Source organism: Mucilaginibacter ximonensis, assembly GCF_042686265.1.
Taxonomy (GTDB): Bacteria; Bacteroidota; Bacteroidia; order Sphingobacteriales; family Sphingobacteriaceae; genus Mucilaginibacter; species Mucilaginibacter ximonensis.
Genome location: NZ_JBHUPD010000002.1, coordinates 964,383 through 987,057 on the forward strand (window position 1 = coordinate 964,383; position 22,675 = coordinate 987,057).

The following is a 22,675-nucleotide window of genomic DNA, read 5'->3' on the forward strand; positions in this document are numbered from 1 at the left end:
AATGAGAGTGAATTTCTCTTTGGTTGGTTACAATAAATTTATTTTAAATATTTTGTATCCAGATGATGTAATTTACGGTCATATGAGCAAGCAGCCAAAAAATGGTTGCGGTTTTAAATTTAGAAATCATGCAAGAAGTAACCAGAGATTGTATCGTATCACTAGCGGCCTTTGCCGCGATATTCGGTATAGCATATGTTTTTTTTATGACCCGCCACCGCGAACGTATGACCATGTTAGACCGTAACCTCATCGAAAATCCTTTTAACCGTCCTACTAGTCGGCCAGATTATGGTTTGCTATCGCTTAAATACGGTATGCTGCTGGTAGGTTTTGGTGTAGGGTATTTTATGGGCTGGATATTGTATAACTATTACGGGGTGAGCCACAGCGTAAGTATTGTATCCATGGTTTGCCTTTTCGGCGGAATGAGTTTGATATTAAACTATATTATCGTCAGAAAACAGGGCCTGAACAAAGAATAATCTGCACCCATCGGCTGCAAACCTGCAGCCATTAATTAAACAAAAATTTATTTACGCTATCTAAAAGCGCCTTACAGGTGCTTAAGGGAATCCTTTTGTCCAAATTTTATGAAAAAGCTTAGTATTCAATCCATATTATTATTACCGCTGATGATTTGCAGCAGCTTAGTTTTTGGGCAGCAACAAGACCTGAAAGAAGTATCAATAAAAGCCCGGAAATCGGCCATTAAGCAGGAGGCCGACCGGGTGAGCTACGATATGCAGGCCGACCCGGAAAGCAAAACCAGCAACCTGCTTGAAATGCTTCGCAAGGTGCCGTACGTTACTGTTGACGCCAACGAAAACATCATGCTTAAGGGTAATTCAAGCTATAAAATATTAATTAATGGTAAACCCTCCAGCCTGATGGAGCGCGACCCTAAAACCATTTTAAAAAGCATCCCGGCGTCAACCATTTTGCGTATTGAGGTTTATACAACACCGCCTGCAAAATATGATGCTGAGGGGTTGGGTGGTGTCATTAATATCATCACCAATAAAAAACTGGTAGACGGTTATAACGGTACCGTTAACCTGAACACCCGCTTTCCCGGCGGGCCTGGCGTTGGTGCTTCCTTCTCGGCCAAGGTCGGTAAGTTTGGTATCTCGGCTTTTGGCGGGGGCAATTTGAATGATAACCCGCAAACCACCAGTGGCATGCAGCGCACTACTACGGGTGCCAGTCCCAGTTTTTTGGACCAGGAGGGCGTTAACAAATCGCACGGGAAGAATGGTTATGCAGGTACTGAGCTGAGTTATGAGATCGATTCACTTAACCTGATCTCCGGCAATTTCAATATTAGCGGCAGCAATGCCAGCGGTTTAAGTAATCAAACAACTTTGCTAACGGGGCCCGGGGGTGTCATCAATGGTTATCATCTGCAAAATAATAACAGCTCGGGTGGCAATGGCTTTGATGCGGCTGTAAATTACCAGCTTGGGTTTAAAAACAACAAGAATAAACTGCTTACATTCTCTTATCGCTACTTTAAGTATAACAACAACTCAGCGGCCAATATTACAACTGCTAACCGGGTCAGTTACACATTCCCGGATTACAATCAAGAAAACGTTACCTCGGCCTCAGAGCAAACCGTACAGCTTGATTTTGTTGAAGGGTTTAAAAGGTGGACCGTTGAGGCGGGTATTAAAGGCATCTTCAGAGACAATACAAGCGATTTTAATTATAGCGCTTTTGTTGACTCTTTGAATCGTTTTGAAAATGATCCGGTTTTATCAAACCAATATAATAGCAAACAAAATATTTTAGCGGCTTATAATACCTGGGGATATAATACCGACGCTTTTAGTGTAAAGGCTGGCTTACGCATCGAAAGAACTTTTACCGATGCTGATTTTGTGTCCACCGCGACAGTGGCGCACCAACGCTACCTGGATATTTTGCCATCTGTCGCGTTTAATTTCCCCATCAATAAACTGAGTAGCATTAACGCCGGGTTTTCGCAACGGTTAAAACGCCCCGGGCTTTACAAACTCAATCCATTTGTCGATCGTTCTAATCCAAATTTTCAGAGTTATGGTAACCCTGATTTAAAGCAGGTGGAAATTTCTGACACGCGCATAGGCTACAGCCTGTCCGGCAAAGGAAACTTAAACCTGGGGGTGTTTTACGATTTTGGCAGCGGCTTGGACCTACCGTTATCGCATTATGACCCGACTACGAAAATTACCTACACCACCTACGAAAATAATGGTGATTTTAAAGGCTTCGGCAATTTCATCAACATTAACTATCCTCTTACCAAACAGCTCAGCATCGGCATAAACAGTAACATTATGATATTTAGTGTTACCGGGCAGGTAGATGGTACCATCAAGACCGTGCATTTACACACCATAGGGATATACAATACCCTGGGATACACGTTTGATGACAGCTGGCGTGCTAATGTCAATGTCGATATTAATGGTAAAAACCCTACCGGGCTGCAAGGCTTTAGCAGCGGTGTGGTAAATACCGGCTTAAGCGTTAATAAACAGATCATTAAAAACCAGTTGGTGTTTTCGGCAGCGGTACGTAATCCGTTTACCAAATACCGCTATGCGCAAACCCAAACTACCAGCGCCGGCTTTACCCAAACCCAAACCGATCAAAGCTATTTCAGAAATTTTACATTTAGCCTGAATTATACCTTTGGCAAACTAAAAAATGCGGTGCAAAAAACTAAGCGTGGTATTAATAATGATGACGGTGCCAGATAGCCGTAAGTTTTAACAGCGCGATTTATTATCTTGGTCGTCGGATATTACCGCAGTAATGATGAAGAGAATAATATTAGCCTTGTTTGTTCAGCTAACAGCAATTGCAGCCACGGCGCAAAGCCATGCAGTAAATAATGCTCAGGCAGCTAAATTTGTAAAGTATTATAACGCTTACAGGCCTGATAGCATTTACACCCTGTTAAGCCCGGCTGGCAAAGCAAAAGTGCCTATGTTAGGGGTAGCGAGTGCGGTATCACAATTAAAAGGTGCATTGGGCAAATTGGTAAGCGAAGAGTACTATGAGCCTACTGAAAACGGTGGTGACAGCTACGTCGCTGTTTTCGAAAAGTCGGGACCTGTGCTGTATCTGAGCTTTAATAAGGAAAATAAATTGACCGGCTTTTTCACCAATGTTGATAAACGGGAAACTCCGGGATCTGTTACCGTAAAAACGCCCGATGCTGAATTAAAAGGAACCTTGACAGTTCCCGATGGCGCTGCAAAAATGCCGGTAGTATTGATTATTGCCGGCTCTGGTCCAACCGACCGTAATGGCAACACCATGTCGCTTGACATGAAGCCAAACACCTATTTGATGATGGCCGAAGCCTTTAAAAAAGCCGGTATTGCTACGCTGCGTTATGATAAACGTATGATAAGTCAAAGCACGTCGACAAAAAGCCAGTCTCAAACCACCTTTGAGGATATGGTTAATGATGCCGTGGCCTGCATCAAATTTTTAAAAGCGGACACCCGGTTTTCAAAGGTAATTATTGCCGGTCATAGCGAAGGCTCATTAATTGGCATGTTGGCCTGTCAGCGCGAAAAGGTAAATGGGTTTATATCGCTGGCTGGTGCCGGTTTCCCGGTGGACGAAGTTTTGAAAAAACAATTAAAAGCTAACGCCCCGCCGGCCGCTTATAGTAAAGCCATTTTGATAATTGACAGTATTAAAGCTGGGCAAAAGATCAGACAAAAATTAGATCCCGGTTTTGAAAACCTGTTTGATGCTTCGCTACAAAATTATATGCATTCTCTTTTTCAGTATGATCCACAAAAAGAAATTGGTAAAGTAAACGTGCCAACGCTTATTGTTCAGGGCAGTACCGATATACAGGTAGGCGTGCCAGACGCGTATAGTTTAAATAGCGGAAAAAAAGATGCCGAAGTGCAGGTAATTAAGGGCATGAGCCATATCATGAAAGTTGGCCCTGAAGACCGGAAGCAAAATGCCGAAACTTATTTAAAAAGCGATTTGCCGCTGCACCCTGAGTTGATGCCGACCTTGATAAATTTTATAAAAACAATCAAATAATTTAAAAGATTTTGAGCGGCTAATCGTCAGCGTTAATATGTACAATACCTTATTAGCCTTACATTCCCTAACCCGATGGCTGGTTTTAGGAAGCCTTGCCTTAGCTTTATTTTGCGCTTACCGCGGATGGATACTTAAAAAGACGTTTTCCAGGACAGACAACATTGTCCGTATCGTGTCGGCCACAGTCGCGCATCTGCAATTAGTACTGGGTTTGGTACTGTACTTTATAAGTCCCATAGTAAATTATTTTCTGCATAATTTTAAAGCAGCGGTCCATGAGCGTTCCATTCGCTTTTTCGGAATGGAACATATTACTATGATGCTCATAGCTATTGTACTTATTACCATCGGCTCTGCTAAAGCCAAACGTAAACTTACAGACGAGCAAAAGTTTAAAACATGGGCCATTTGGTATACCATTGCCCTGGTAATTATTTTTTTATCTATCCCCTGGGCTTTTTCTCCTTTAACCAGCAGGCCATATTACAGGCCCTTTTAATACGGGGTTAAAAGGGCACCTTTAAATAAAGAAAAGCAGCCTCATAGCTGCTTTTCTTTAATGCAGCTTATATAGATTCGGCCAGTAATTCGTCCAGATTGCCTAAGCCCATGCTGAAGCCGGCCTCGAAACCCATTTGAATGATCTTTTCCAGATCCTCATCGTTGTCAAATGATATCGCAATTACTACTTCAGAGCCCGTGTTGGTTGGCCTGAAGAGATTATTCCAATGCATCGCAGGGAATGATTTATCGGTGTTGCCGTTCTCGTCGCAAAAAGTTGCGGTAGCCGTAAAGCTTTCGCCGGCTGCAACGGTATTAAAATCTACACGGCACCAGGCTTTTTCGCCGTTGGGGCCGGCCATGCAATATAACCAAAAGCCGCCGGGTGTAAAGTTCATGCTTTTGGTAATAGCTTTCCAGGGCTTTGGCGCCCACCATTTGTCTAATTGTTCGGCTTCGGTCCAGGCTCGCCATACTTTTTCAACCGGGGCGTTAAAAGCCCGGGTAATGTTTAGCCTTCGGTTAGCGAGGTCTTTGAGAATTTCTGTTTGATTAGTCATGATACTTCTTGTTTTAAGGGTGATGATTGTTTTAGAGTGATTTAGTTTTTTAAAGATCTTTTAGCAAATCGTCTAACTGATCGAACCGGTCTTCCCATATCTTACGGAAAGTATCCAGCCATTGGTCTACTTCTTTCATTTTATTGGCATTAACATGATAGTAAATTTCCCGCCCGCTTTGCTTTTGGGTCACCGCTTCGCATTCTGCCAGTATCTGTATGTGTTTGGATACTGCCTGGCGGCTGGTGTTAAAATGCTCGGCAAGGGCATTAGGTGTCATGGCATGAATAGCCAGCAAAGCTAAAATAGCTCTGCGGGTGGGGTCGGCTATGGCTTGAAAAATATCTCGTCTCATATATTTGCAACTGAGTGATTGCAAATATATATGCAATTGTTCGGTTGCGCAAATTTTCGGCAAAAAAATCTCAAAATTTTAAAAGACGCCTGTTCGCTTCCTTAAAAGGTGAATCAACGGTTTGTATATCTGCACATTAAATTGCACTTTTAGTAACCCAGTAAACCACAACGCTATGCCTATTTTAAAAACTGTAAAAGCTACCGGCTTATTTATTGTTGCGTCTTTATTTTTTGCTAACGCGATATTTGCGCAAAGCGTCGATCTGCAAGGATTGAATAAGAAAAATGGTGTCACTGTAGCTCAAAAGGCATCGATAGTTGAACTTACCTGGCCGGTGGGTGGTACAGCGCATGGGCGTGTGGTGTTTGATCTGGCAAAGGGCAATCCGCTGTTTAAAAGCATTCAGGTAACGTCTTCCGGAAAATATAAAGAAGTAGCAAGCGGGCTCGATCCCCAGTTTATCCTCACGATAGGCAAGCGCGACCTGATCTCGCAAAACGGTTGGAATATATTTTTCGACCGGGTGCCGCAAAAGCCTTTCAAATCTTATAATGTAAATTTTGACAAAGGGCGGGCATCTGTAAAAAGTGATGGTTCGCGTACGGTAGTGAGTATCAATGGCATCAGCTCGCATAATTTCAGCGGGCATCTGGAAGTTACGTTTTATAACGGTAGTCCGCTTTTTAATGTGGCTGCTGTGATGGCGACACAGGTCGACTCCACAGCTATTTTGTATGACGCCGGCCTCGTTAGTCAAAATCCCCAATGGATAAAAATGAGCTGGGCTAAAACCAATGATGAGTTTACCACGGCGACATCAAGTGCCGCAGATACCGCCAGGGCCGTCGAAGTAAAATACCGTACCATCATCGCCGAAACGGCCAAAGGCAGCCTGGCTGTTTTCCCCGCGCCGCATCAATATTTTTATCCGCTTGACGAGGCTTTCAACCTTAAATTTACCTGGTACGGCAATAACTACCGTAAAATGTTGCCGGGTTACGGTATCGGTATCCGGCAGGATTTGTATGGCGACCACCGTTACGTTCCCTGGTTTAATGCCCCGCCGGGAACAAAGCAGCGGCTTAACTTTTTCTGCATGATAGGTGCCGGTAACGGGCAGGCGTTGCTCGAAAAAGTAAAGCCCTTTACCCACAACGACAAATTTATCCCGCTACCGGGCTATAAAACCATGTCCAGCCATTTTCATAATGAGTATGTTACTTCGGTACTGCTTGAAAATAAGCCGGTTGAAGCAGAGCCTGAGTATGTGCGTGTATTTAAAGGTCTGGGTGTAAACATTGTGCATCTGGCCCGAATTTCACGGCACGGGCCATCCGAGGGGGCCTGACGAGCTGCGCCTGAAAGAATTGAATACGCTGTTTAAAGAATGTGAAAAAGAATCGCACGGAAACTTTATGTTGCTGCCGGGCGAAGAACCCAATGAGTTTTTTGGCGGGCACTGGCTGGAGTTTTTCCCGAAGCCGGTTTATTGGGTAATGTCGCGTAAAGCCGGGGAGCCTTATGTAACTGATGATAACCGCTACGGTAAGGTTTATCACATTAGCAATAAAGACGAAATGCTGAAATTACTGCAAGATGAAAACGGCCTGGCCTGGACGGCACATGCCCGTACCAAAGGCTCAACCGGTTTTCCTGATGCCTATAAGGATGAAGCTTTTTATAAATCAGACCGTTTTAATGGCGCTGCCTGGAAGAACATTCCGGCCGACCTGTCGACCGAGCGTATGGGCAAACGTATTTTTGATTTAATGGACGATATGAACAACTGGGGACTAAAGAAAAAAGTATTGGCCGAATCGGATATTTTCAGCATTACCCAAGCGAATGAAATGTATGCACACGTCAATGTAAACTACCTTAAACTAAACACCCTGCCCGATTTTAAAAATGGCTGGCAGCCGGTGCTGGACGTACTCAAGAATGGTAATTTCTTTTCAACCACCGGCGAGGTGCTGATTCCGGATTTTAAAGTGAATGGCGCTGATGCCGGCTCAACTATTAAAGTTACACCGACTACAAAATCAATAATAGATTTTACGGTTAGGTGGACCTTCCCGCTCAACTTCGCAGAGATTGTTAGTGGCGACGGTAATGGGGTTTACCGGCAGCGTATCAATCTTAAAAATACCACGGCCTTTGGTTCGAAAACCTTTCATATACCGGTTAATCTTAAAAATAAAACATGGGTTCGTCTTGAAATTTGGGACGCGGCAGTCAATGGCGCATTTACGCAGACAGTTTGGGTGAATTAATTTTTAATTCATTATGTTGAGCTATTATTGCAGGCCCTTATTTAAACAAGGAATTCCGCTTGTCTACCAGTGAAGGAAAATCAACATTAAGTGAATTAATTTGCCGTTTTTGTTCATAAACCTGGTTAAGCTCCAGCATAAACTTGTCCATTTCCAGCGCCACCGGATGTAACTGGCGCACAAAGTGCAATAGTTCATCCTGATCCAGGCCTCCTTCGCTGATAAGGGTGGTGATAGCGAGCATTGAAGAAACAGGCCGGCGAAGCACATGCGAAATGTCAAACAGAATCTGTTCAGCCGAGGCGATATAATCCACCAGGTCTGTGACATCACGCGTGGCGCCATACCAGATCACTTTTCCCTCCTTATTTTTTTCAGGTACTGCCTGCAGCCAGCGCCAGCGAACCACACCATTAAAAATAACGCGGTATTGGAAACTTATACTGGCCCCGGTACGGTACGCTTCCTTCATCTTCTCCGTAAAAAGTGCCCGGTCATCGGGATGCCAAACTTCTAAGAATTTTTTAGCATTGCTGGAAATATCCTTCAAATCAGCCGCGAAATTGAATTCTTCCGACCCGCGGTTAACAAACAGAATGTTAGGAATACCATTCTCTTCTATTTCAAACATATAGGTATTTCCAGGCACCTGGCTGGTGATCTTCTTAACCAAATGTTCGGTTTCTCTTATTTTATCTTCCGCTTTAACCCGTTCGGTGATATCGGTATGAGTACCTAAACAGATATTGGTTAGCGCACCGTCTTTATCTTGCAGGCGTTTCGCACGCGACAAGATCCAGACCCAGCTGCCGTTTTGGTGGCGCATACGGAAAAAGTTTTCATAGATATCCGTAGCGTTACCCTGGAGGAAATCATCGAAGATACCGACAGCACGCTCACGGTCTTCCGGATGCAGCCGGGAAACCCAGGACAGGCTTTCTGTATCTTCCCAAACGCCTTCCGGCTCGTCATAACCCAGCATCGCAAAGTATTGAGCGCTATACCATACCCGTTGCGTTTCGTGGTCATATTCCCAGGCACCGGTATTGGAAACCGTGATGATTGATTTGTAACGTTCTTCGCTGGCCCGCAATAGTTCTTCAGCTTCCTTCTTTTGAGTAATGTCCCGGTTGATGGAAATGTATTGATAAACCTGGCCTTTGTCATCCAAAAACGGTACCACCGTAGAATCCACCCAGTATAAAGAGCCGTCTTTTGCTCTATTACAAAACTCTCCCTGGTAAGGTTTGCCCGCCTGCATGGAATTACCCAGCTCCGTAAAGTATTCCGGAGGGTGTACCCCAGACCAGAGTATGGTATGCGGCTGGCCAACCAATTCGTTAGCAGTGTATTTGCTCACCTTACAGAAATTTTCATTGACATAGGTAAAGTTCCCGTCTACATCTGAAATACCAACAATTGCTGAGATATCTAAAGCATATTTATAATCCTGCAATTCGTTTTTACGCTCCGAAAGCTCGCGAAGGGTTTCGTCCTTTGTGGTTTCAGCTTGTTTCCGCCTGACGATCTCCCGCTGCATAGAAGTCAGACCCGACCGCAGGTTGTCGATCGCATAATATTGTAAAACCATCACGGTCCCGAAGGGAATAATTGCGCTGATCCAGCGGCTTATCGGATCGTGCCGTACTACTGCTGCAGGTAACAGTCCCTTCACATCGAGCCAGGCGAGCGCCAGGTCAGCCATTATAGTTATCAATCCAATGGCCAACCCGCCGCGCCGGCCCAGTAAAAATCCTGCGGTAAGAATTATGGCCGTCTGCGAAAGGATACCCGGGGCAAATATTCCGCCCGCGGTGATGCAGGGTAGCGTAATATAGAGCCAAAGCATGGTGCAAAGCGACCAGCTGGCAGTGCGGGGATAACCAAAATAGTTTAAAGTGAGATTAGCTATGGCTATAATGATGGCGGTACTTAACAAGATCAACCAACGTGACCATAATGATGGAAAGTAGAAAAAACCTATAATAACGACCAGACCGGCAGCCAACGACCAAATAATGGTCAATGCAAAGACCATATAACTTTGATAGTTCTTTTCCTTATCAGGTATCCGGAATATGCTGCTCATAAGAACAATTCAGGTTTGTAAGCGTCAGAGGTTTATCTGTTAAAATAAATATACATAACTTTTACATTGAATAGTATGTCCGGCCCACGATGTTTATCAGCTCCAGCAAATAAATAGGGCAGGATAGATGGGACTAAATTTTGCAAATGCTTCGAAATGTTAATCGTAGTGCTGTAAAATCTACCTCGATACAAAGAAATCTCCACATTTTTAAAGGCCTTGTAGCTTCGACGCCAATCCTTATTTAGAATAATTTAAAATAATGGTTTGATTTAAGATTTGTATTTTTATTTTTGCGCTTAATTAGACTTAATCTAAATAAAAAATGAAAACCATATACCTCACCACTGTCAAATTATTTTTATTAATGCTGGTAGCCTGCAGCTTTGTTAAGGCCGATGATATCACCAACGGAAAAATATCAGGCATAGTTACCACTTCAGACGGCAAACCAGCTGCAATGGTAACCGTGGCCCTGTCTGAACTAAACCGGTCGACGGTTACCAAAGATGATGGAAGTTTTATCATCAGCAACATAAAGCCGGGCACTTACCTGTTGCGTGTTTCATTTGTGGGCACAGAGAAACAAGAAAAAAAAGTAACCGTTCAGCCGGGCAAAACCACCTTGGTTGAATTTGTGTTGAAAGAGAACGCTTCGCAGCTAACCGAGGTAACTATCAACTTTATCAGACAACAAAAAAACGAGCCGTTAACAGCCGACAAAGCCGGTATCAGGGCTTTGGATTTGCCGCAAAGCACAGGTTTAGTTACCAATCAGGTGATACAAGACCAGCAAATAAATCGCATGGGCGATGCGGTTAAAAATGTTAGCGGGGTATCATTAACCCAAACCCGCGGTGGCGTGGGCGAAACATTTTCGGCACGCGGCTATAGCATAGGCATTGGCGGCGGTGCCGGCAGTATATTTAAAGACGGCGTATTAGTGAACACCACCGGTTTCCCCGAAGCGAGCACTTTAGAATCTATTGAAATATTGAAAGGTACAGCTGCTCTTGAATACGGCAACGTTTCAAGTGGTTTGATCATCAACATGGTGACAAAGAAACCCAAGTTTGAGGCCGGTGGTGAAGTTTCTATGCGTTATGGCAGCTATAATATGTTCAAACCGTCGGTTGATCTATATGGCCCGCTTAGCCAAAATGTGGCATTCCGACTTATCGGCGTATATGAAAACGATGGCAGCTACCGCAACCATGTTTATACCGAGCGCAAGTTTGTTAATCCGTCCTTACTGTTCAATCTCGATAAAAACACCACCTTATTGGTCGAGGGCGACTATCTGCGTGAAAGCATTACTCCCGACTTTGGTATCGGCTCTTTAAATAATGGGCAAACTATCCCTACTATGGTTCCGCGCTCGCAATACATCAATACTTTATGGGCGTATACCCATATGAACCAGTTCTCGGGCATAGTTACTTTGAATCATCAGTTTAATTCTGATTGGCGCCTTAATACTATCCTGTCAGCACAGGGTACACAAGTTGATTCGTACCAGGCCAGCCTGCCAAACAAGGTTAGTGCTGCCGGCGAATGGAGCCGCGGTTTAGCCCGTGCCAATACTACTGAGGATGATTATACCGGCCAGATAAACCTTAACGGCAAGTTTACCACCGGCAGTATCCGGCACCAATTGTTAGTTGGTACTGATGTTACCAAAATACTCAACATCAGTAACGCCTACGGCATCAACAACGCCGCTACCCCTATAAGCAATTATATTTATGATCAGATAAACACAATTGATTTAAACAAATATGTGCAACGCACCGATATACCAAACGCGGTAGATACTGCCCGCACCCACGCACCTGTTTATCGTTTTGGTGCGTATGCGCAAGATCTGGTTAGCCTTACCGACAAATTGAAAGTTTTAGCGGGCATCCGTTGGTCATGGCAGCAAACTAATCAAACAAATATCCAATATCTTTTAAGGCAAGCAACCGGAGCAGGCACCGCTATTACCCGGTATGACCGCGCATTCTCGCCGAAAGCATCATTGATATATCAGCCAATACCAACCACATCTGTTTATGCCAGCTATAGCAACAACTTTATCACTAATACCGGTACCGATGTTAGCACTGGTCAGGGTTTGAAACCATCATTAGTGAACCAATACGAGATAGGCACAAAAAATGAATTGTTTAACGGCAAGGTAGTTGCCAACGCAAGCGTATACCGAATTATTAATAGCAACCTGGCTGTAGTTGCCCCTTTTAGAGCCGACGGAACTGTTAACAGCGACAATACCATTAAACAATTAAACGGGCAAACAACCAGCGATGGTTTTGATATTGATGTTACTGCCAACCTGTCAAAGAATTTTTATTTTATTGTTGGCTATGCCTATAACCACGCACGCTATACTAAAACTTCAGGCTTAAAGGGATCGCCGATATTGAACGAGCAATTGGTTATAAACCCAGTACGTACAGCCAACGCAACCGCCTTTTACACTTTTAGTAATAATGCCCTTAAAGGCTTTAAAATCGGCGCCTCGGCATTTTATACCGGTTCGCGGCTTGCGGGATATAACAATACAGTGGGTCAATCGCAAACTTACAGCCGCTTAGTACCGGTTGGCGGCTTCGCTACGCTTGATGTAACCGGCGGATACGCTTATAAAAAACTATCATTGCTGGTAAGCGTAACCAATTTAACCAATACGCTCAATTATCTGATACATGATAATTATAGCATAACACCAATACCGCCAAGACAATTGCTAACCACTTTAGCCTATAAGTTTTAACTCATAGATTTTAAAAACAGCGAAGGCTATATCTCAATAAGATATAGCCTTCGCTGTTTAATTTCTGGTGACGTTTGGTATTTAACTCCGCTTACCCGTGATAGTCAGGATCAAACTCTATAATCCATTCAATACCGTATTTATCTCTGAACATGCCCGCATAGGTGCCCCAGGGGCTATCGCCCATGGGCCCTTCGACAGAGCCACCGGCTGATAATCCTGCGAATACTTGATCAGCTTCTTCACGGCTTCCGGTAGCGACATATATTTTAGATCGATTTTCGTTTTCATCTACCCGGCCCATAAATCCTGGAATGTCGTTGGCAACCAGAACATTGTTTTTTCCAATAGGCAAAGCTATGTACATGATCTTGTTCGCATCTTCGTCTGCGATCTGGAACTCATCGCTCGCGAGATCTTTGAAACGGACGATCTTTGTAAACGCTCCGCCAAAAACCGCTTTATAAAAAGTGAATGCTTCTTCGGCATTGCCATTGAAATTGATCCATGGATTAATTGCTCTCATAATGATTGTTTTAATGATTTATTTTCTGCTTATCTGGTCAGCCGCGCTTATCGTTCAAGAGCTAAATTAATGAAATGTAGCCACTTTCAATTGGTTATAAATATTTTCTGAATTTTAACCGGACTATTCAGCTTTTAATTAAGTTGACGCTCCGGTCGAAAATATTGGGTCATTTCTGGGCAGGTTTGATTGCAGTAAAATTTTAATGACAGTAAACCTAATACCAACTTCTGTCGTAGCTTTGGTATAAACACGTTTTTAAATCAAAACAATCTCATTATGTTAAAGAAATATCATTGCCTGTCGTTTTTAATTTTTGGTTTTTCGGTGCTGGCGGGTCGTCCCGGCTTTGCCCAGTCTAAGATGCTGTCAAAAGGAGATGTAGCGCCGGTATTTAGCGCACAAGCCAGTTTGGCCGGCAGCGAATTTAAATTTTCTTTAAAAAATGCATTGGCTAAAGGGCCCGTCGTAGTTTATTTCTACCCTTCGGCTTACACCGGTGGATGCGATGCTGAGGCACATGCTTTTGCCGAGCAAAAAGATAAATTTACCGCTGCCGGCGCTACGATTATCGGGGTATCCGGCGACGATATTCAGCGACTGAATACATTTTCTGCCGATCCGAATTATTGTGCAGGTAAGTTTGCGGTAGCATCAGACGCGGCCGGGAAAATAGCCGAAAGTTATGGCCTTATAATGTCGCCCCCAAAGCTTGGAATGAAGGATGTACGCGGCATGGAACTTAACCATGGTTTTATCCCCCGCACTACTTATGTTATTGGAAAAGACGGCAAAATCACTGCGGTTTTTTCTTCAGCAACCGATCACATTTCGCCTACCGACCACGTCGAAAAAGCACTGGCAATTATTAAAGGTGCATAATTTATACAGCCGGATGCAACTTGAGTTGCGCACGTACACCGTTTAGCAGATTTGTATCCGGCTCTATAGCACTTTTTACCATCATTTATAGTAAGGCGGCCATATCCCAACAAAATGTATAATTATTAATATTGTGGTGCGTACCGAAGTTCTTTACCTGTCGCCGGCTGCTTGACCGCCCTTTTTTTCTGCACCACTCACATTGGCAACATTTGGAAATAATTCGGCCAGTTTAGCTGATAGTGCCTCGCCCGACAGATTTTTTGCAATGATTTTACCATTTGGATCAAGCAAGAAATTTTGCGGTATAGCACGTACACCGTACTGAGCAGCTACTGCATTTTTCCAATACTGAAGGTCTGATACCTGTGTCCAATCTAAATGGTCGTCTGCCACAGCCTTTAGCCAGTTTTCGCGTTTGCTATCCAGTGATACTCCCAGAATGGTGAAGTTTTGACCTTTAAAGCGGTTAAAAGCTTTTACTACATTGGGATTTTCTCTGCGGCAGGGCCCGCACCATGATGCCCAAAAATCAATCAATACATATTTTCCTTTAAATGAAGCTAGGCTAACAGCATTCCCGTCCTTGTCGTTTTGGCTGAATTGGGGGGCAGTTGCACCCAAAGCTGTCAATTTCCAGCTGTTTAACAACTTGTTGTACGCTTTACCTGCCTTGCTGTTTTTTACCTTTGAGCTTAAAGAATTAAACATGGGGCCAATCTGGCTGGCTTCAGGGAAATAACCGCCATAAGTACCCAAAGCGTCCAGGCTTAATAAAGTGTTAGGATGGTTTTTGATGAATTTGGCTAAGGCAACTTTTTGCTCAACTTCAATGCTGTTCTCTTTTTTTTCCAGGTCGTTCATGGCCTGCTCGGTGCGTTGCTCTTTGGGCAACGCCATGTATGCGGCCTCTATGGCCCTTATCTTATCATTAAATGGGCGCTCGGTAGCTTCCAGTTCCTGATTAGCTTTGTTAAGCGCTGAACCGGTTACTGTTGCATTTTTAACAGAATCACTCGCCTTGACATCTATTGTTGCCTCCTCCAGGTATACCATCAGCTGATCGGGTTTCCTGATAGTTTTAAGCGACTCGCCGTTATGAGCCAGATAAAGTGTCGCTTTCGTTGGGTCAGCAACAGAACCTTTGAATTCAAACTTACCACCCTGCACCATAGCAGAGTCAATGGTGTTGCCTTTATCTGTACGATAAACCAGGAAAGCCTTTGCCGCAGTATTTACGTTTGCAACGTTGCCCTTTATAATATAGTTGAGCGTTTGAGCCTTTAATAAGGCGGGGGCCAACAACAGGGCAGTAAAGATGTATCTTTTCATAAGTGCCAATTATTATCACGTGACAGGAAAGTAAATATAGCAATTTACCTGGTCATTGTCAGCAAAAATATTTATTAACTATTAAATCTATAGAATTTATAGATTTATTTTGAAATTATACTTTTCCTGTTTACTTTTGCTTCGTCACAAAGGAAAAACGAAAGCAAAAGCATCATTTTTAATCATGACGTTTTGGTTAACGTAATAGGATATAATACCAGGTGGAGTGGCCGAGTGGCGAGGCAAGAGTCTGCAAAACTTTATACAACGGTTCGAATCCGTTCTCACACCTCTGGCTTAATGCTTAGAACTTCTCATCTCTCATAATTAGGTTTATAATTGGTTAGCGAGCCCCTGCCCATCAGGGGCTTCGCTTTTATTATAGTTCTGATATCAATTCGGAGATACGGTTTGATATACCTACCTCATTATCATACCACGCCACAACTTTCACCATTTTTCCAATGGCTTTGGTCATACTGCCATCAACAATAGACGAGTGCGTGTTTCCCAAAATATCTGACGACACTAACGGCTCTTCAGTATATTCCATCACGCCTTTTAATGCGCCCGCAGCATACTTTTTAAGTACTGAGTTAATATCTGTCGCGGATACCTCTTTTTGCAGGTTGATGGAAAGATCAACAATAGAGCCATCTATAACCGGAACCCGGTATGAGTAGCCGTCCAGTTTACCTTTTAAATTTGGCAATACATCGCCTATTGCTTTGGCTGCGCCGGTTGTTGTTGGAATAATGTTATAAGCCGCAGCACGCGCTCTGCGCAGGTCGCGGTGCGGGGCGTCCTGCAAATTCTGGTCGGCTGTAAAGGCGTGGACGGTAACCATATAGCCCGATTCAATACCATACTCCTTGTCCAGTACCTGCAAAACCGGGGCAATGCTGCCGGTGGTACATGAAGCAGTCGAATAGATATGTTCGGCGCCCACAAGCTCATTGTTTACACCATGAACTATGGTTTTTACACCGCCAGTTGCCGGGGCCGTGATCAATACTTTTTGGGCCCCTGCCCGTAAATGTGCTTCGGCTGCATTTTTATCGGTAAACCTTCCTGTCGATTCGATAACACGCTCAACACCTAACGCTGCCCATGGCAGTTTTTCAGGGTCCCTTTCGCTGATGAGTTTAATACTTTTGCCGTTTACAATGATGTTATCGCCTTCGGCAGATACTTCACCGGGGAAGCGACTATGCGCGGTGTCGTATTTAAGCAGGTGTACCAGGGTATGGATATCGGTAAGGTCGTTGATGGCTACCACCTCTACGTTTGGTTTATTTTGTAAGGCGCGCAGTGTCATTCTACCTATGCGGCCAAATCCATTAATTGCAATTTTCATATTGTTAAAATTTATAGGTTATTAATTTTTTAGACATAGACTATCCTTAACACCAGGGGCTTTACCGGGTGTTTTGCTCCGTACTGATCAAAAAATGCTAGGCTGTGTTAGCCAGTTTCGGCGCCAGCAACTCGTTCATACCGGCTGCTTTGAGGGAGGTTCTGAAAGCCCGGCGATAATCAGAAGGGGTGGTCATAAAGTGGCGTAAAAATATCCGGCGCATAGTTACCAGGCCACCCAAACCGCATTGCTCTGCTATGCGCTCAATAGGTGTATCGGTATCTTCCAAAAGTTTCCGCGCAGCTTCAACCCTTAGCTTCTCTACAAACTTAGCAGGCGGCATACCGGTTTGTTTATGAAACACACGGGTAAAATTGCGCTTACTCATATTCATATGGTCGGCTATCTGGTCTACATCCAACTTTTCATGCAAATGCTCATTGAGCCAGTTTTGTGTTTTCTGGCCGATGTGCTCGTTTTCATAAGACGGCAGCAGGGCGCCAAACTGTGATTGAAAACCCGGCCGGCTCAAATAAAACACCAGTTTACGGGCCACCCGGATGGCGATGTCTTTCGTATAATCTTCTTCAACCATGGCCAAAGCCAGATCTATGCCTGACGACACACCAGCCGATGTATATACATGCCCGTCGTTTGTAAAAAAAGGATTGGTATTAACCTTCACCGCCGGATAAGCTTTGCTCAGTTTCTCACTTCGCTCCCAATGGGTAGTTGCGCTGCGGCCATCTAAAATCCCGGCTTTCGCCAGCGCGAAGGCTCCTCCACAAATTGAGGCAATGCGGCGGGTATTATGTTCGGTTCGGGTAACTAACCAATCATAAAATGTAGCAAGTGCAGGTTGACTTTCTTCCCTTAAATCATTCCCGGCGATGATCAATGTATCAATAGGGCCGCTTATATCAGTTACAGACAACCGGCAATTTATGGTGATACCGATATTTGTATCCACCTTTTTTGTAGAAGTTGGCGAGACGATCATCACATCGTAACCGTCGGTAATACCAAAACTTTGAAGGATATTTCCTGCGGTAGTAAATACATCAGCCGGGCCGGCAAAATTGAGCAACATCTGGCCGCTCATGGCTACAATGACCACCTGCTTTTTACCATTGTCCTGATGTTCAACATCCTGATTCATATATCAAAGTTAGCAATATGCTAACTTGTCGCAAAGGACATAAATTATACAATTTGGGCCATATGCTATTGGAAATTGTAATCGACCACTTTACTTTTCTGGCCCGCGGTAAGTGTATCAAGGTGCCACGAAACGCCAATGCCTTGTATCTCATAAATAAAGCCGACGGTCAAAGTGTTATTACTGGCATGAATTGTTTTTTGAGTAATAATGGCATTAGCTGCCTTCGGGATATCCTTAATCTTCATCGTGGCGTAGGTCGAATCAAACAGATGCGTGCTGCCGTCTTTAATGAATATAGAAAAGGTAATGTTGTGCTCGTCGCCTGAAAAATCCTTGTCGGTATAAAGTTTGAATTTTACAGTGCGTGCGTCTAATGATTTAGAGGGTGCGCCTTCTTTTTTGCATGAGGTGATACTGCCTGCAATAGCAAGCGTTGTGATAGAGAGGATAAACAGCTTTTTCATTTAATAAATACGATTAGACATTTATTACGATGCGTTTGTTACAGTGGTTGCCATTAATAACAGGGTTCTGGATTTACTTATGGAAAGTGTTCCATAATTCATTATTCAATTCAGCGCTGGTTATTCACTTAATCGCTGGTAACTTTTTAAATATTATTCTGCATCGCACTTGTTTTAGCCCTACCTTTGCGGCTTAAAATTATACTGCATTAGCATGAGTTTCAGAATCGAACACGATACCATGGGCGAGGTACAGGTACCTGCCGAAAAATATTGGGGCGCACAAACCGAGCGCTCTCGTAATAACTTCAAAATTGGTCCGGAGGCATCGATGCCCAAAGAGATCATTGCTGCCTTTGCTTATCTGAAAAAAGCTGCGGCTTTTACCAATACTGACCTGGGTGTTTTACCTGCCGAAAAACGCGATTTGATAGCACAGGTGTGTGACGAAATATTAGCTGGCGAACTGGCCGCAGAGTTTCCGCTGGTGATCTGGCAAACGGGCTCAGGCACGCAATCAAACATGAACGTTAACGAGGTGGTGGCAAACCGGGCACACGTTATTGCCGGTAATAAATTGGGCGAAGGCAAAACCTTTATCCACCCGAATGATGACGTTAACAAATCGCAGTCATCAAACGATACTTACCCTACTGCCATGCACATTGCTGCTTACAAAATGGTGGTTGAGGTAACCATTCCTGGTGTTGAAAAACTGCGAGACACGCTGAAAGCAAAAAGCGAAGCTTTCAAAGGCGTGGTGAAAATAGGCCGCACCCACCTGATGGATGCTACACCGTTAACCTTAGGGCAGGAGTTTTCTGGTTATGTATCACAGTTAGATCATGGCTTGAAAGCCTTAAGAAATACATTGGCACACCTTTCTGAACTGGCTTTGGGTGGTACTGCTGTAGGTACAGGTATTAACACGCCAAAAGGGTATGATGTGAAGGTTGCCGAATACATAGCCAAATTTACCGGGCTGCCGTTTATCACCGCCGAAAATAAATTTGAGGCCCTGGCTGCGCACGATGCTATTGTGGAGTCGCACGGCGCGCTGAAACAGATAGCGGTTTCTTTGATGAAAATTGCTAACGATATCCGCATGCTGGCATCTGGTCCGCGTTCAGGTATCGGCGAGATCCATATTCCGGATAATGAGCCCGGATCGTCTATCATGCCAGGTAAGGTTAATCCAACCCAAAACGAGGCTGTCACCATGGTGGCTGCGCAGGTTATGGGTAACGATGTGACGATATCTATAGGTGGCTCAAACGGCCATTACGAGCTGAACGTTTTTAAACCGGTTATGGCGGCAAACTTTCTGCAGTCGGCACGCTTAATTGGCGATGCCTGTGTATCATTCAATGATCATTGCGCTAAAGGCATCGAGCCAAACTACGAGGGCATTAAAAAGCACCTGGAGAATTCGCTGATGCTGGTTACCTCGTTGAACCCCCACATTGGCTACGAGAAAGCCGCCAAAATTGCTAAAACCGCACTGCAAAACGGCTCGTCGCTACGCGAAGCGGCTATCAGTCTGGGATATCTGACCAACGAGCAGTTTGACGAATGGGTACGGCCAGAAGATATGATTGGTAGTTTGAAATAATTAACCCTTTGTCATTCTGAGCATAGCGAAGAATCTTATATAAGCGATATAGTAAAGTGTATAAGATTCTTCGCTATGCTCAGAATGACAATATCGTTTAGATAATGCAAAAGCATTTTGCCTTTTTAATTTTTATTTTTTACTTATTAGCCGCCGCTTGTTCGCCCAACCCCAACCTGCAGGGTAGGGGTGAATCTTACTTGCAGGGCGAATGGAAACAAGACAGTGTGCCTAAACAAAAGCAATTGCTCAGTTACTCGCTGTATCGGTTTAAAATTACGTGCGACTCGGTTTATATGGAGCTGAGCGAATATAGTAAGGTGAATGCAGGCATGGACAGCTGTATGCTTAGCGGGCACTGGCAAGAGTATATTCGGGGTACCTACAGCCAGCGTAACGATACGCTGCATATTCGCGGTAACTTTTGTAATGCCGATTATAGTTTGAAGCCACAGAAAGGCTGTTTCCGCTCGGGCCCGTACGAGGAGTTTTTTAAAGTGAGTAAAAAAACTGATTCAGTAGTTCAATTTTTAAGCACATCAAACGTTATACCTATTAATTTACATTTAATTAAACGGACGTCTTGCACGCCCAAACCATTATAGCTATATGAAATTTAACTTTGTAAAAAAATTAGCTCTCGCTGTGGCAGTTATTTACGCACCGCTGCAAAGCATGGCCTGGGGCACTAATGGCCACCGCATTTCTGGCCAGATTGCTGAAAACCATTTAACACCAAAAGCTTTGGCCGCAGTAAAAGCTATACTGGGCACTGAGTCAATTGCTATGGCCAGCAACTGGGCCGATTTCATCAAGTCAGACCCGGCTTACAATTATCTGTATAACTGGCATTTTGTTGATTTTGAGCGCCCGATGAGCTACCCCGAGATGACGGAGTACCTGAATCACGACACCGAACCAAATGCTTATAATAAGCTGGAGTTTTTGATCGCGGAGCTAAAAAAGCCATCGACCACTAAAGAAAATAAGCTGCTGTACCTGCGCATGCTCATTCATATTACTGAAGATATTCACCAGCCAATGCATACTGCACATGCCAGCGACAAAGGCGGTAATGATTTTAAAGTAAACTGGTTCAGCAAGCCAACTAACCTGCATTCGATTTGGGATACTGAGCTGATCAACTTTCAGGAACTAAGCTATACCGAATATGTAAAAGCGATTGACCACCCAACAACTGCTCAAATTAAAGCCTGGCAAGCTGCGCCGGTAAGCAAATGGGTATTTGAGTCGGCTACACTGGCTGAACAGTTCTATACTGAAATAAAGCCAGGCGACACACTGAACTACAAATATAATTTCACCCATATTGACATCTTGAACGAGCAATTACTTAAAGGTGGTATCCGTTTAGCGGGCTTGTTGAATGAGATATTTGGGTAATATAGGTGAATGGTTGGTTGAGTTGATTGGGTGAGTGGTCAATAAACCGCTATTTGTTACTCAATAAACCATTCACTTAATCAGCCATTCAACCCAATCAACTTACATCCATGAAAATACTAATGGTTTGCCTGGGCAACATTTGCCGCTCGCCACTGGCCGAGGGAATAATGCAGCAACTGGCCGATAAAAAAGGTTTAAACTGGAAGATTGATTCGGCGGGTACCGGCAACTGGCACATAGGCGAAGGCCCAGATCGCCGTTCGGTACGCGTTGCGCATAAATACGGCATTGATATCAGCAAACAGGTATGCCGCCTGTTTAGGCAGACAGACTTTTATGAGTTTGACCATATCCTGGTGATGGATAAGAGCAATTTAAGCAACGTGCTGGCAATGGCCCGCAATGTACATGAGCGGAATAAAGTTAACCTGCTGTTGGGCGATAGGATTGTGCCCGATCCGTACCATGATGATAGCCAGTTCGAGCCGGTATTTAAATTGATTGAGGATGGATGTAAGGCTTTTATTGAAAAGCAAAAAAATAAGTAGTGTTCTCGCTATACTTCATCATTCAGGGGTAAGTCACCTGGTCAATTGGTAAATATTAAGGATAAACAGACTCCATTTTTTCGACCGAAATAAAGTCGTTAATATAATACAGCACAATACTTAATTGGTCGCGGGTGATTTTAAACTCATGCGAAGCTTCAATAAATTTAATTGAAGTATTTGGCGCAAAATGATATAGTGATTCTATTTCACTTCCCCCGTAAACATCGTCAGTACCCTGTATTATCAAAAATGGCACTTTTATAAAAGGCAAGTGTTGATACCTTTCAATCTCGGCCGGCTTTTCTGGATGTTTAAAAGGGTAACCGAGGCATATCAATTTATTTATATTGGTTTCGTTAGCAATAAGCGAACTAACTCGGGCGCCGGCCGATCTGGCCAGCACTATCAGATTGACATTGCTGCCAAAGCGTGAAATGTGCTTTTTAAGTCGCCGGCATCTGTCTGCAATAAGTAGACTTTCGCTCCATTGGCGTTTAAAACAACGCTTCCATAGCGAAGGCTTGGTTATAAAAACAAACGTTTTACATAGAAACCTAAGCGGGAACGGAAGTTTATAAAATCTACCCTTTGAATCAAGCATTGATCTCAAGCCCAGCGCAACAGGTTTATGCAAATGTATTTCATACCCCAAACGTTTAAACTCATCAGTGAGCCCACTTAAAAAAGGTATATCTTTTTTAAAGTTATCGCGCTGTACTACAAGTAAAATATTTTTGGTATTAGGTTTCCTCATCAGATA

The 22,675-nt window shown here is 43.8% G+C and carries 21 protein-coding genes and 1 tRNA gene; 13 read left to right on the plus strand and 9 right to left on the minus strand.

Features of this window, described 5'->3' with window-relative positions; genetic code table 11:
• The first annotated feature begins 128 nt into the window (after positions 1-128).
• The 4 genes from ACFS5N_RS11870 to ACFS5N_RS11885 all read left to right on the plus strand — a co-directional run bounded on the left by ACFS5N_RS11870 (position 129) and on the right by ACFS5N_RS11885 (position 4,564).
• Complete coding sequence (locus ACFS5N_RS11870) at positions 129-485, plus strand: DUF6249 domain-containing protein (RefSeq protein WP_377185635.1); 357 nt, start codon at positions 129-131, stop codon at positions 483-485.
• A 108-nt stretch (positions 486-593) separates the two neighbouring features.
• Positions 594-2,747 carry an outer membrane beta-barrel protein gene (locus ACFS5N_RS11875; protein ID WP_377185637.1) on the plus strand — a complete coding sequence of 718 codons (2,154 nt, stop codon included), beginning with the start codon at positions 594-596 and terminating at the stop codon, positions 2,745-2,747.
• 55 nt (positions 2,748-2,802) lie between these two features.
• The gene (locus tag ACFS5N_RS11880; RefSeq protein WP_377185639.1) at positions 2,803-4,062 is read left to right on the plus strand and encodes an alpha/beta hydrolase; all 1,260 of its coding nucleotides are present in this window, start codon (positions 2,803-2,805) and stop codon (positions 4,060-4,062) included.
• Between the two features lie 37 nt (positions 4,063-4,099).
• Positions 4,100-4,564: a hypothetical protein gene (locus ACFS5N_RS11885; protein WP_377185641.1), complete on the plus strand. Its 465-nt coding sequence runs from the start codon at positions 4,100-4,102 to the stop codon at positions 4,562-4,564.
• Positions 4,565-4,631: 67 nt separating this feature from the next.
• Here the strand turns inward: ACFS5N_RS11885 and ACFS5N_RS11890 are convergent, their stop codons facing one another.
• Together ACFS5N_RS11890 and ACFS5N_RS11895 are read right to left on the minus strand one after the other, a co-directional pair.
• A complete protein-coding gene (locus tag ACFS5N_RS11890) occupies positions 4,632-5,126 on the minus strand; it encodes an SRPBCC family protein (RefSeq protein WP_377185643.1) in 495 nt (164 codons plus the stop codon).
• 49 nt (positions 5,127-5,175) lie between these two features.
• Positions 5,176-5,481 carry an ArsR/SmtB family transcription factor gene (locus ACFS5N_RS11895; protein WP_377185645.1) on the minus strand — a complete coding sequence of 102 codons (306 nt, stop codon included), beginning with the start codon at positions 5,479-5,481 and terminating at the stop codon, positions 5,176-5,178.
• Between the two features lie 175 nt (positions 5,482-5,656).
• Between ACFS5N_RS11895 and ACFS5N_RS11900 the strand changes: the two genes are divergently transcribed.
• Positions 5,657-6,832, plus strand: a complete 1,176-nt coding sequence (locus tag ACFS5N_RS11900) for a hypothetical protein (RefSeq protein WP_377185647.1) — start codon at positions 5,657-5,659, stop codon at positions 6,830-6,832.
• Positions 6,783-7,757, plus strand: coding sequence for a hypothetical protein (locus tag ACFS5N_RS11905; protein WP_377185649.1), 975 nt, complete (start codon positions 6,783-6,785; stop codon positions 7,755-7,757). Before ACFS5N_RS11900 ends, ACFS5N_RS11905 begins: the two co-directional genes overlap by 50 nt.
• Before the next feature lie 37 nt (positions 7,758-7,794).
• On the opposite strand, the gene ACFS5N_RS11910 is transcribed toward ACFS5N_RS11905, so the two are convergent.
• Complete coding sequence (locus tag ACFS5N_RS11910; RefSeq protein WP_377185651.1) at positions 7,795-9,846, minus strand: PAS domain-containing protein; 2,052 nt, start codon at positions 9,844-9,846, stop codon at positions 7,795-7,797.
• A 325-nt stretch (positions 9,847-10,171) separates the two neighbouring features.
• Here ACFS5N_RS11910 and ACFS5N_RS11915 point away from each other — a divergent pair, with 325 nt between their 5' ends.
• Complete coding sequence (locus ACFS5N_RS11915) at positions 10,172-12,622, plus strand: TonB-dependent siderophore receptor (RefSeq protein WP_377185653.1); 2,451 nt, start codon at positions 10,172-10,174, stop codon at positions 12,620-12,622.
• A gap of 91 nt (positions 12,623-12,713) precedes the next feature.
• On the opposite strand, the gene ACFS5N_RS11920 is transcribed toward ACFS5N_RS11915, so the two are convergent.
• Positions 12,714-13,148: a VOC family protein gene (locus ACFS5N_RS11920; RefSeq protein ID WP_377185655.1), complete on the minus strand. Its 435-nt coding sequence runs from the start codon at positions 13,146-13,148 to the stop codon at positions 12,714-12,716.
• A gap of 279 nt (positions 13,149-13,427) precedes the next feature.
• Here ACFS5N_RS11920 and ACFS5N_RS11925 point away from each other — a divergent pair, with 279 nt between their 5' ends.
• Positions 13,428-14,030 (plus strand): peroxiredoxin, encoded by a 603-nt coding sequence (locus tag ACFS5N_RS11925; RefSeq protein WP_377185657.1) that lies wholly within the window; start codon positions 13,428-13,430, stop codon positions 14,028-14,030.
• A gap of 153 nt (positions 14,031-14,183) precedes the next feature.
• Here the strand turns inward: ACFS5N_RS11925 and ACFS5N_RS11930 are convergent, their stop codons facing one another.
• On the minus strand, positions 14,184-15,362 hold the full coding sequence (locus ACFS5N_RS11930) for a redoxin domain-containing protein (RefSeq protein ID WP_377185659.1): 1,179 nt from the start codon (positions 15,360-15,362) through the stop codon (positions 14,184-14,186).
• Positions 15,363-15,582: 220 nt separating this feature from the next.
• Between ACFS5N_RS11930 and ACFS5N_RS11935 the strand changes: the two genes are divergently transcribed.
• Positions 15,583-15,654 (plus strand) — tRNA-Cys (locus ACFS5N_RS11935).
• An 87-nt stretch (positions 15,655-15,741) separates the two neighbouring features.
• Here ACFS5N_RS11935 and gap read toward each other — a convergent pair.
• From gap to ACFS5N_RS11950, 3 genes are all read right to left on the minus strand, one after another.
• On the minus strand, positions 15,742-16,719 hold the full coding sequence (gene gap, locus ACFS5N_RS11940) for a type I glyceraldehyde-3-phosphate dehydrogenase (protein WP_377185661.1): 978 nt from the start codon (positions 16,717-16,719) through the stop codon (positions 15,742-15,744).
• Positions 16,720-16,816: 97 nt separating this feature from the next.
• Entirely contained in the window at positions 16,817-17,878 is a 1,062-nt protein-coding gene (locus tag ACFS5N_RS11945) for a GlxA family transcriptional regulator (RefSeq protein WP_377185664.1), read from the minus strand.
• Between the two features lie 65 nt (positions 17,879-17,943).
• On the minus strand, positions 17,944-18,345 hold the full coding sequence (locus ACFS5N_RS11950) for a hypothetical protein (RefSeq protein ID WP_377185666.1): 402 nt from the start codon (positions 18,343-18,345) through the stop codon (positions 17,944-17,946).
• Between the two features lie 214 nt (positions 18,346-18,559).
• Here ACFS5N_RS11950 and fumC point away from each other — a divergent pair, with 214 nt between their 5' ends.
• The 4 genes from fumC to ACFS5N_RS11970 all read left to right on the plus strand — a co-directional run bounded on the left by fumC (position 18,560) and on the right by ACFS5N_RS11970 (position 21,912).
• On the plus strand, positions 18,560-19,957 hold the full coding sequence (gene fumC / locus ACFS5N_RS11955; protein WP_377185668.1) for a class II fumarate hydratase: 1,398 nt from the start codon (positions 18,560-18,562) through the stop codon (positions 19,955-19,957).
• Between the two features lie 104 nt (positions 19,958-20,061).
• Entirely contained in the window at positions 20,062-20,562 is a 501-nt protein-coding gene (locus tag ACFS5N_RS11960; protein ID WP_377185670.1) for a fumarate hydratase, read from the plus strand.
• Between the two features lie 4 nt (positions 20,563-20,566).
• Positions 20,567-21,361 carry a S1/P1 nuclease gene (locus ACFS5N_RS11965; protein ID WP_377185672.1) on the plus strand — a complete coding sequence of 265 codons (795 nt, stop codon included), beginning with the start codon at positions 20,567-20,569 and terminating at the stop codon, positions 21,359-21,361.
• A gap of 110 nt (positions 21,362-21,471) precedes the next feature.
• The gene (locus ACFS5N_RS11970; protein ID WP_377185674.1) at positions 21,472-21,912 is read left to right on the plus strand and encodes a low molecular weight protein-tyrosine-phosphatase; all 441 of its coding nucleotides are present in this window, start codon (positions 21,472-21,474) and stop codon (positions 21,910-21,912) included.
• 55 nt (positions 21,913-21,967) lie between these two features.
• On the opposite strand, the gene ACFS5N_RS11975 is transcribed toward ACFS5N_RS11970, so the two are convergent.
• On the minus strand, positions 21,968-22,669 hold the full coding sequence (locus ACFS5N_RS11975) for an alpha/beta family hydrolase (RefSeq protein WP_377185676.1): 702 nt from the start codon (positions 22,667-22,669) through the stop codon (positions 21,968-21,970).
• Positions 22,670-22,675: the final 6 nt, after the last annotated feature.

What these genes read in the sequence shown, in the direction of transcription:
- ACFS5N_RS11885 (WP_377185641.1), top strand. Translation starts at nt 4,100, where the DNA reads ATGTACAATACCTTATTAGCCTTACATTCCCTAACCCGATGGCTGGTT.
- fumC (WP_377185668.1), top strand. Translation starts at nt 18,560, where the DNA reads ATGAGTTTCAGAATCGAACACGATACCATGGGCGAGGTACAGGTACCT.
- ACFS5N_RS11965 (WP_377185672.1), top strand. Translation starts at nt 20,567, where the DNA reads ATGAAATTTAACTTTGTAAAAAAATTAGCTCTCGCTGTGGCAGTTATT.
- ACFS5N_RS11875 (WP_377185637.1), top strand. Translation starts at nt 594, where the DNA reads ATGAAAAAGCTTAGTATTCAATCCATATTATTATTACCGCTGATGATT.
- ACFS5N_RS11945 (WP_377185664.1), bottom strand. Translation starts at nt 17,878, where the DNA reads ATGAATCAGGATGTTGAACATCAGGACAATGGTAAAAAGCAGGTGGTC.
- ACFS5N_RS11880 (WP_377185639.1), top strand. Translation starts at nt 2,803, where the DNA reads ATGATGAAGAGAATAATATTAGCCTTGTTTGTTCAGCTAACAGCAATT.
- ACFS5N_RS11950 (WP_377185666.1), bottom strand. Translation starts at nt 18,345, where the DNA reads ATGAAAAAGCTGTTTATCCTCTCTATCACAACGCTTGCTATTGCAGGC.
- ACFS5N_RS11900 (WP_377185647.1), top strand. Translation starts at nt 5,657, where the DNA reads ATGCCTATTTTAAAAACTGTAAAAGCTACCGGCTTATTTATTGTTGCG.
- gap (WP_377185661.1), bottom strand. Translation starts at nt 16,719, where the DNA reads ATGAAAATTGCAATTAATGGATTTGGCCGCATAGGTAGAATGACACTG.
- ACFS5N_RS11970 (WP_377185674.1), top strand. Translation starts at nt 21,472, where the DNA reads ATGAAAATACTAATGGTTTGCCTGGGCAACATTTGCCGCTCGCCACTG.
- ACFS5N_RS11920 (WP_377185655.1), bottom strand. Translation starts at nt 13,148, where the DNA reads ATGAGAGCAATTAATCCATGGATCAATTTCAATGGCAATGCCGAAGAA.
- ACFS5N_RS11925 (WP_377185657.1), top strand. Translation starts at nt 13,428, where the DNA reads ATGTTAAAGAAATATCATTGCCTGTCGTTTTTAATTTTTGGTTTTTCG.
- ACFS5N_RS11895 (WP_377185645.1), bottom strand. Translation starts at nt 5,481, where the DNA reads ATGAGACGAGATATTTTTCAAGCCATAGCCGACCCCACCCGCAGAGCT.
- ACFS5N_RS11910 (WP_377185651.1), bottom strand. Translation starts at nt 9,846, where the DNA reads ATGAGCAGCATATTCCGGATACCTGATAAGGAAAAGAACTATCAAAGT.
- ACFS5N_RS11870 (WP_377185635.1), top strand. Translation starts at nt 129, where the DNA reads ATGCAAGAAGTAACCAGAGATTGTATCGTATCACTAGCGGCCTTTGCC.
- ACFS5N_RS11960 (WP_377185670.1), top strand. Translation starts at nt 20,062, where the DNA reads ATGCAAAAGCATTTTGCCTTTTTAATTTTTATTTTTTACTTATTAGCC.
- ACFS5N_RS11890 (WP_377185643.1), bottom strand. Translation starts at nt 5,126, where the DNA reads ATGACTAATCAAACAGAAATTCTCAAAGACCTCGCTAACCGAAGGCTA.
- ACFS5N_RS11915 (WP_377185653.1), top strand. Translation starts at nt 10,172, where the DNA reads ATGAAAACCATATACCTCACCACTGTCAAATTATTTTTATTAATGCTG.
- ACFS5N_RS11975 (WP_377185676.1), bottom strand. Translation starts at nt 22,669, where the DNA reads ATGAGGAAACCTAATACCAAAAATATTTTACTTGTAGTACAGCGCGAT.
- ACFS5N_RS11930 (WP_377185659.1), bottom strand. Translation starts at nt 15,362, where the DNA reads ATGAAAAGATACATCTTTACTGCCCTGTTGTTGGCCCCCGCCTTATTA.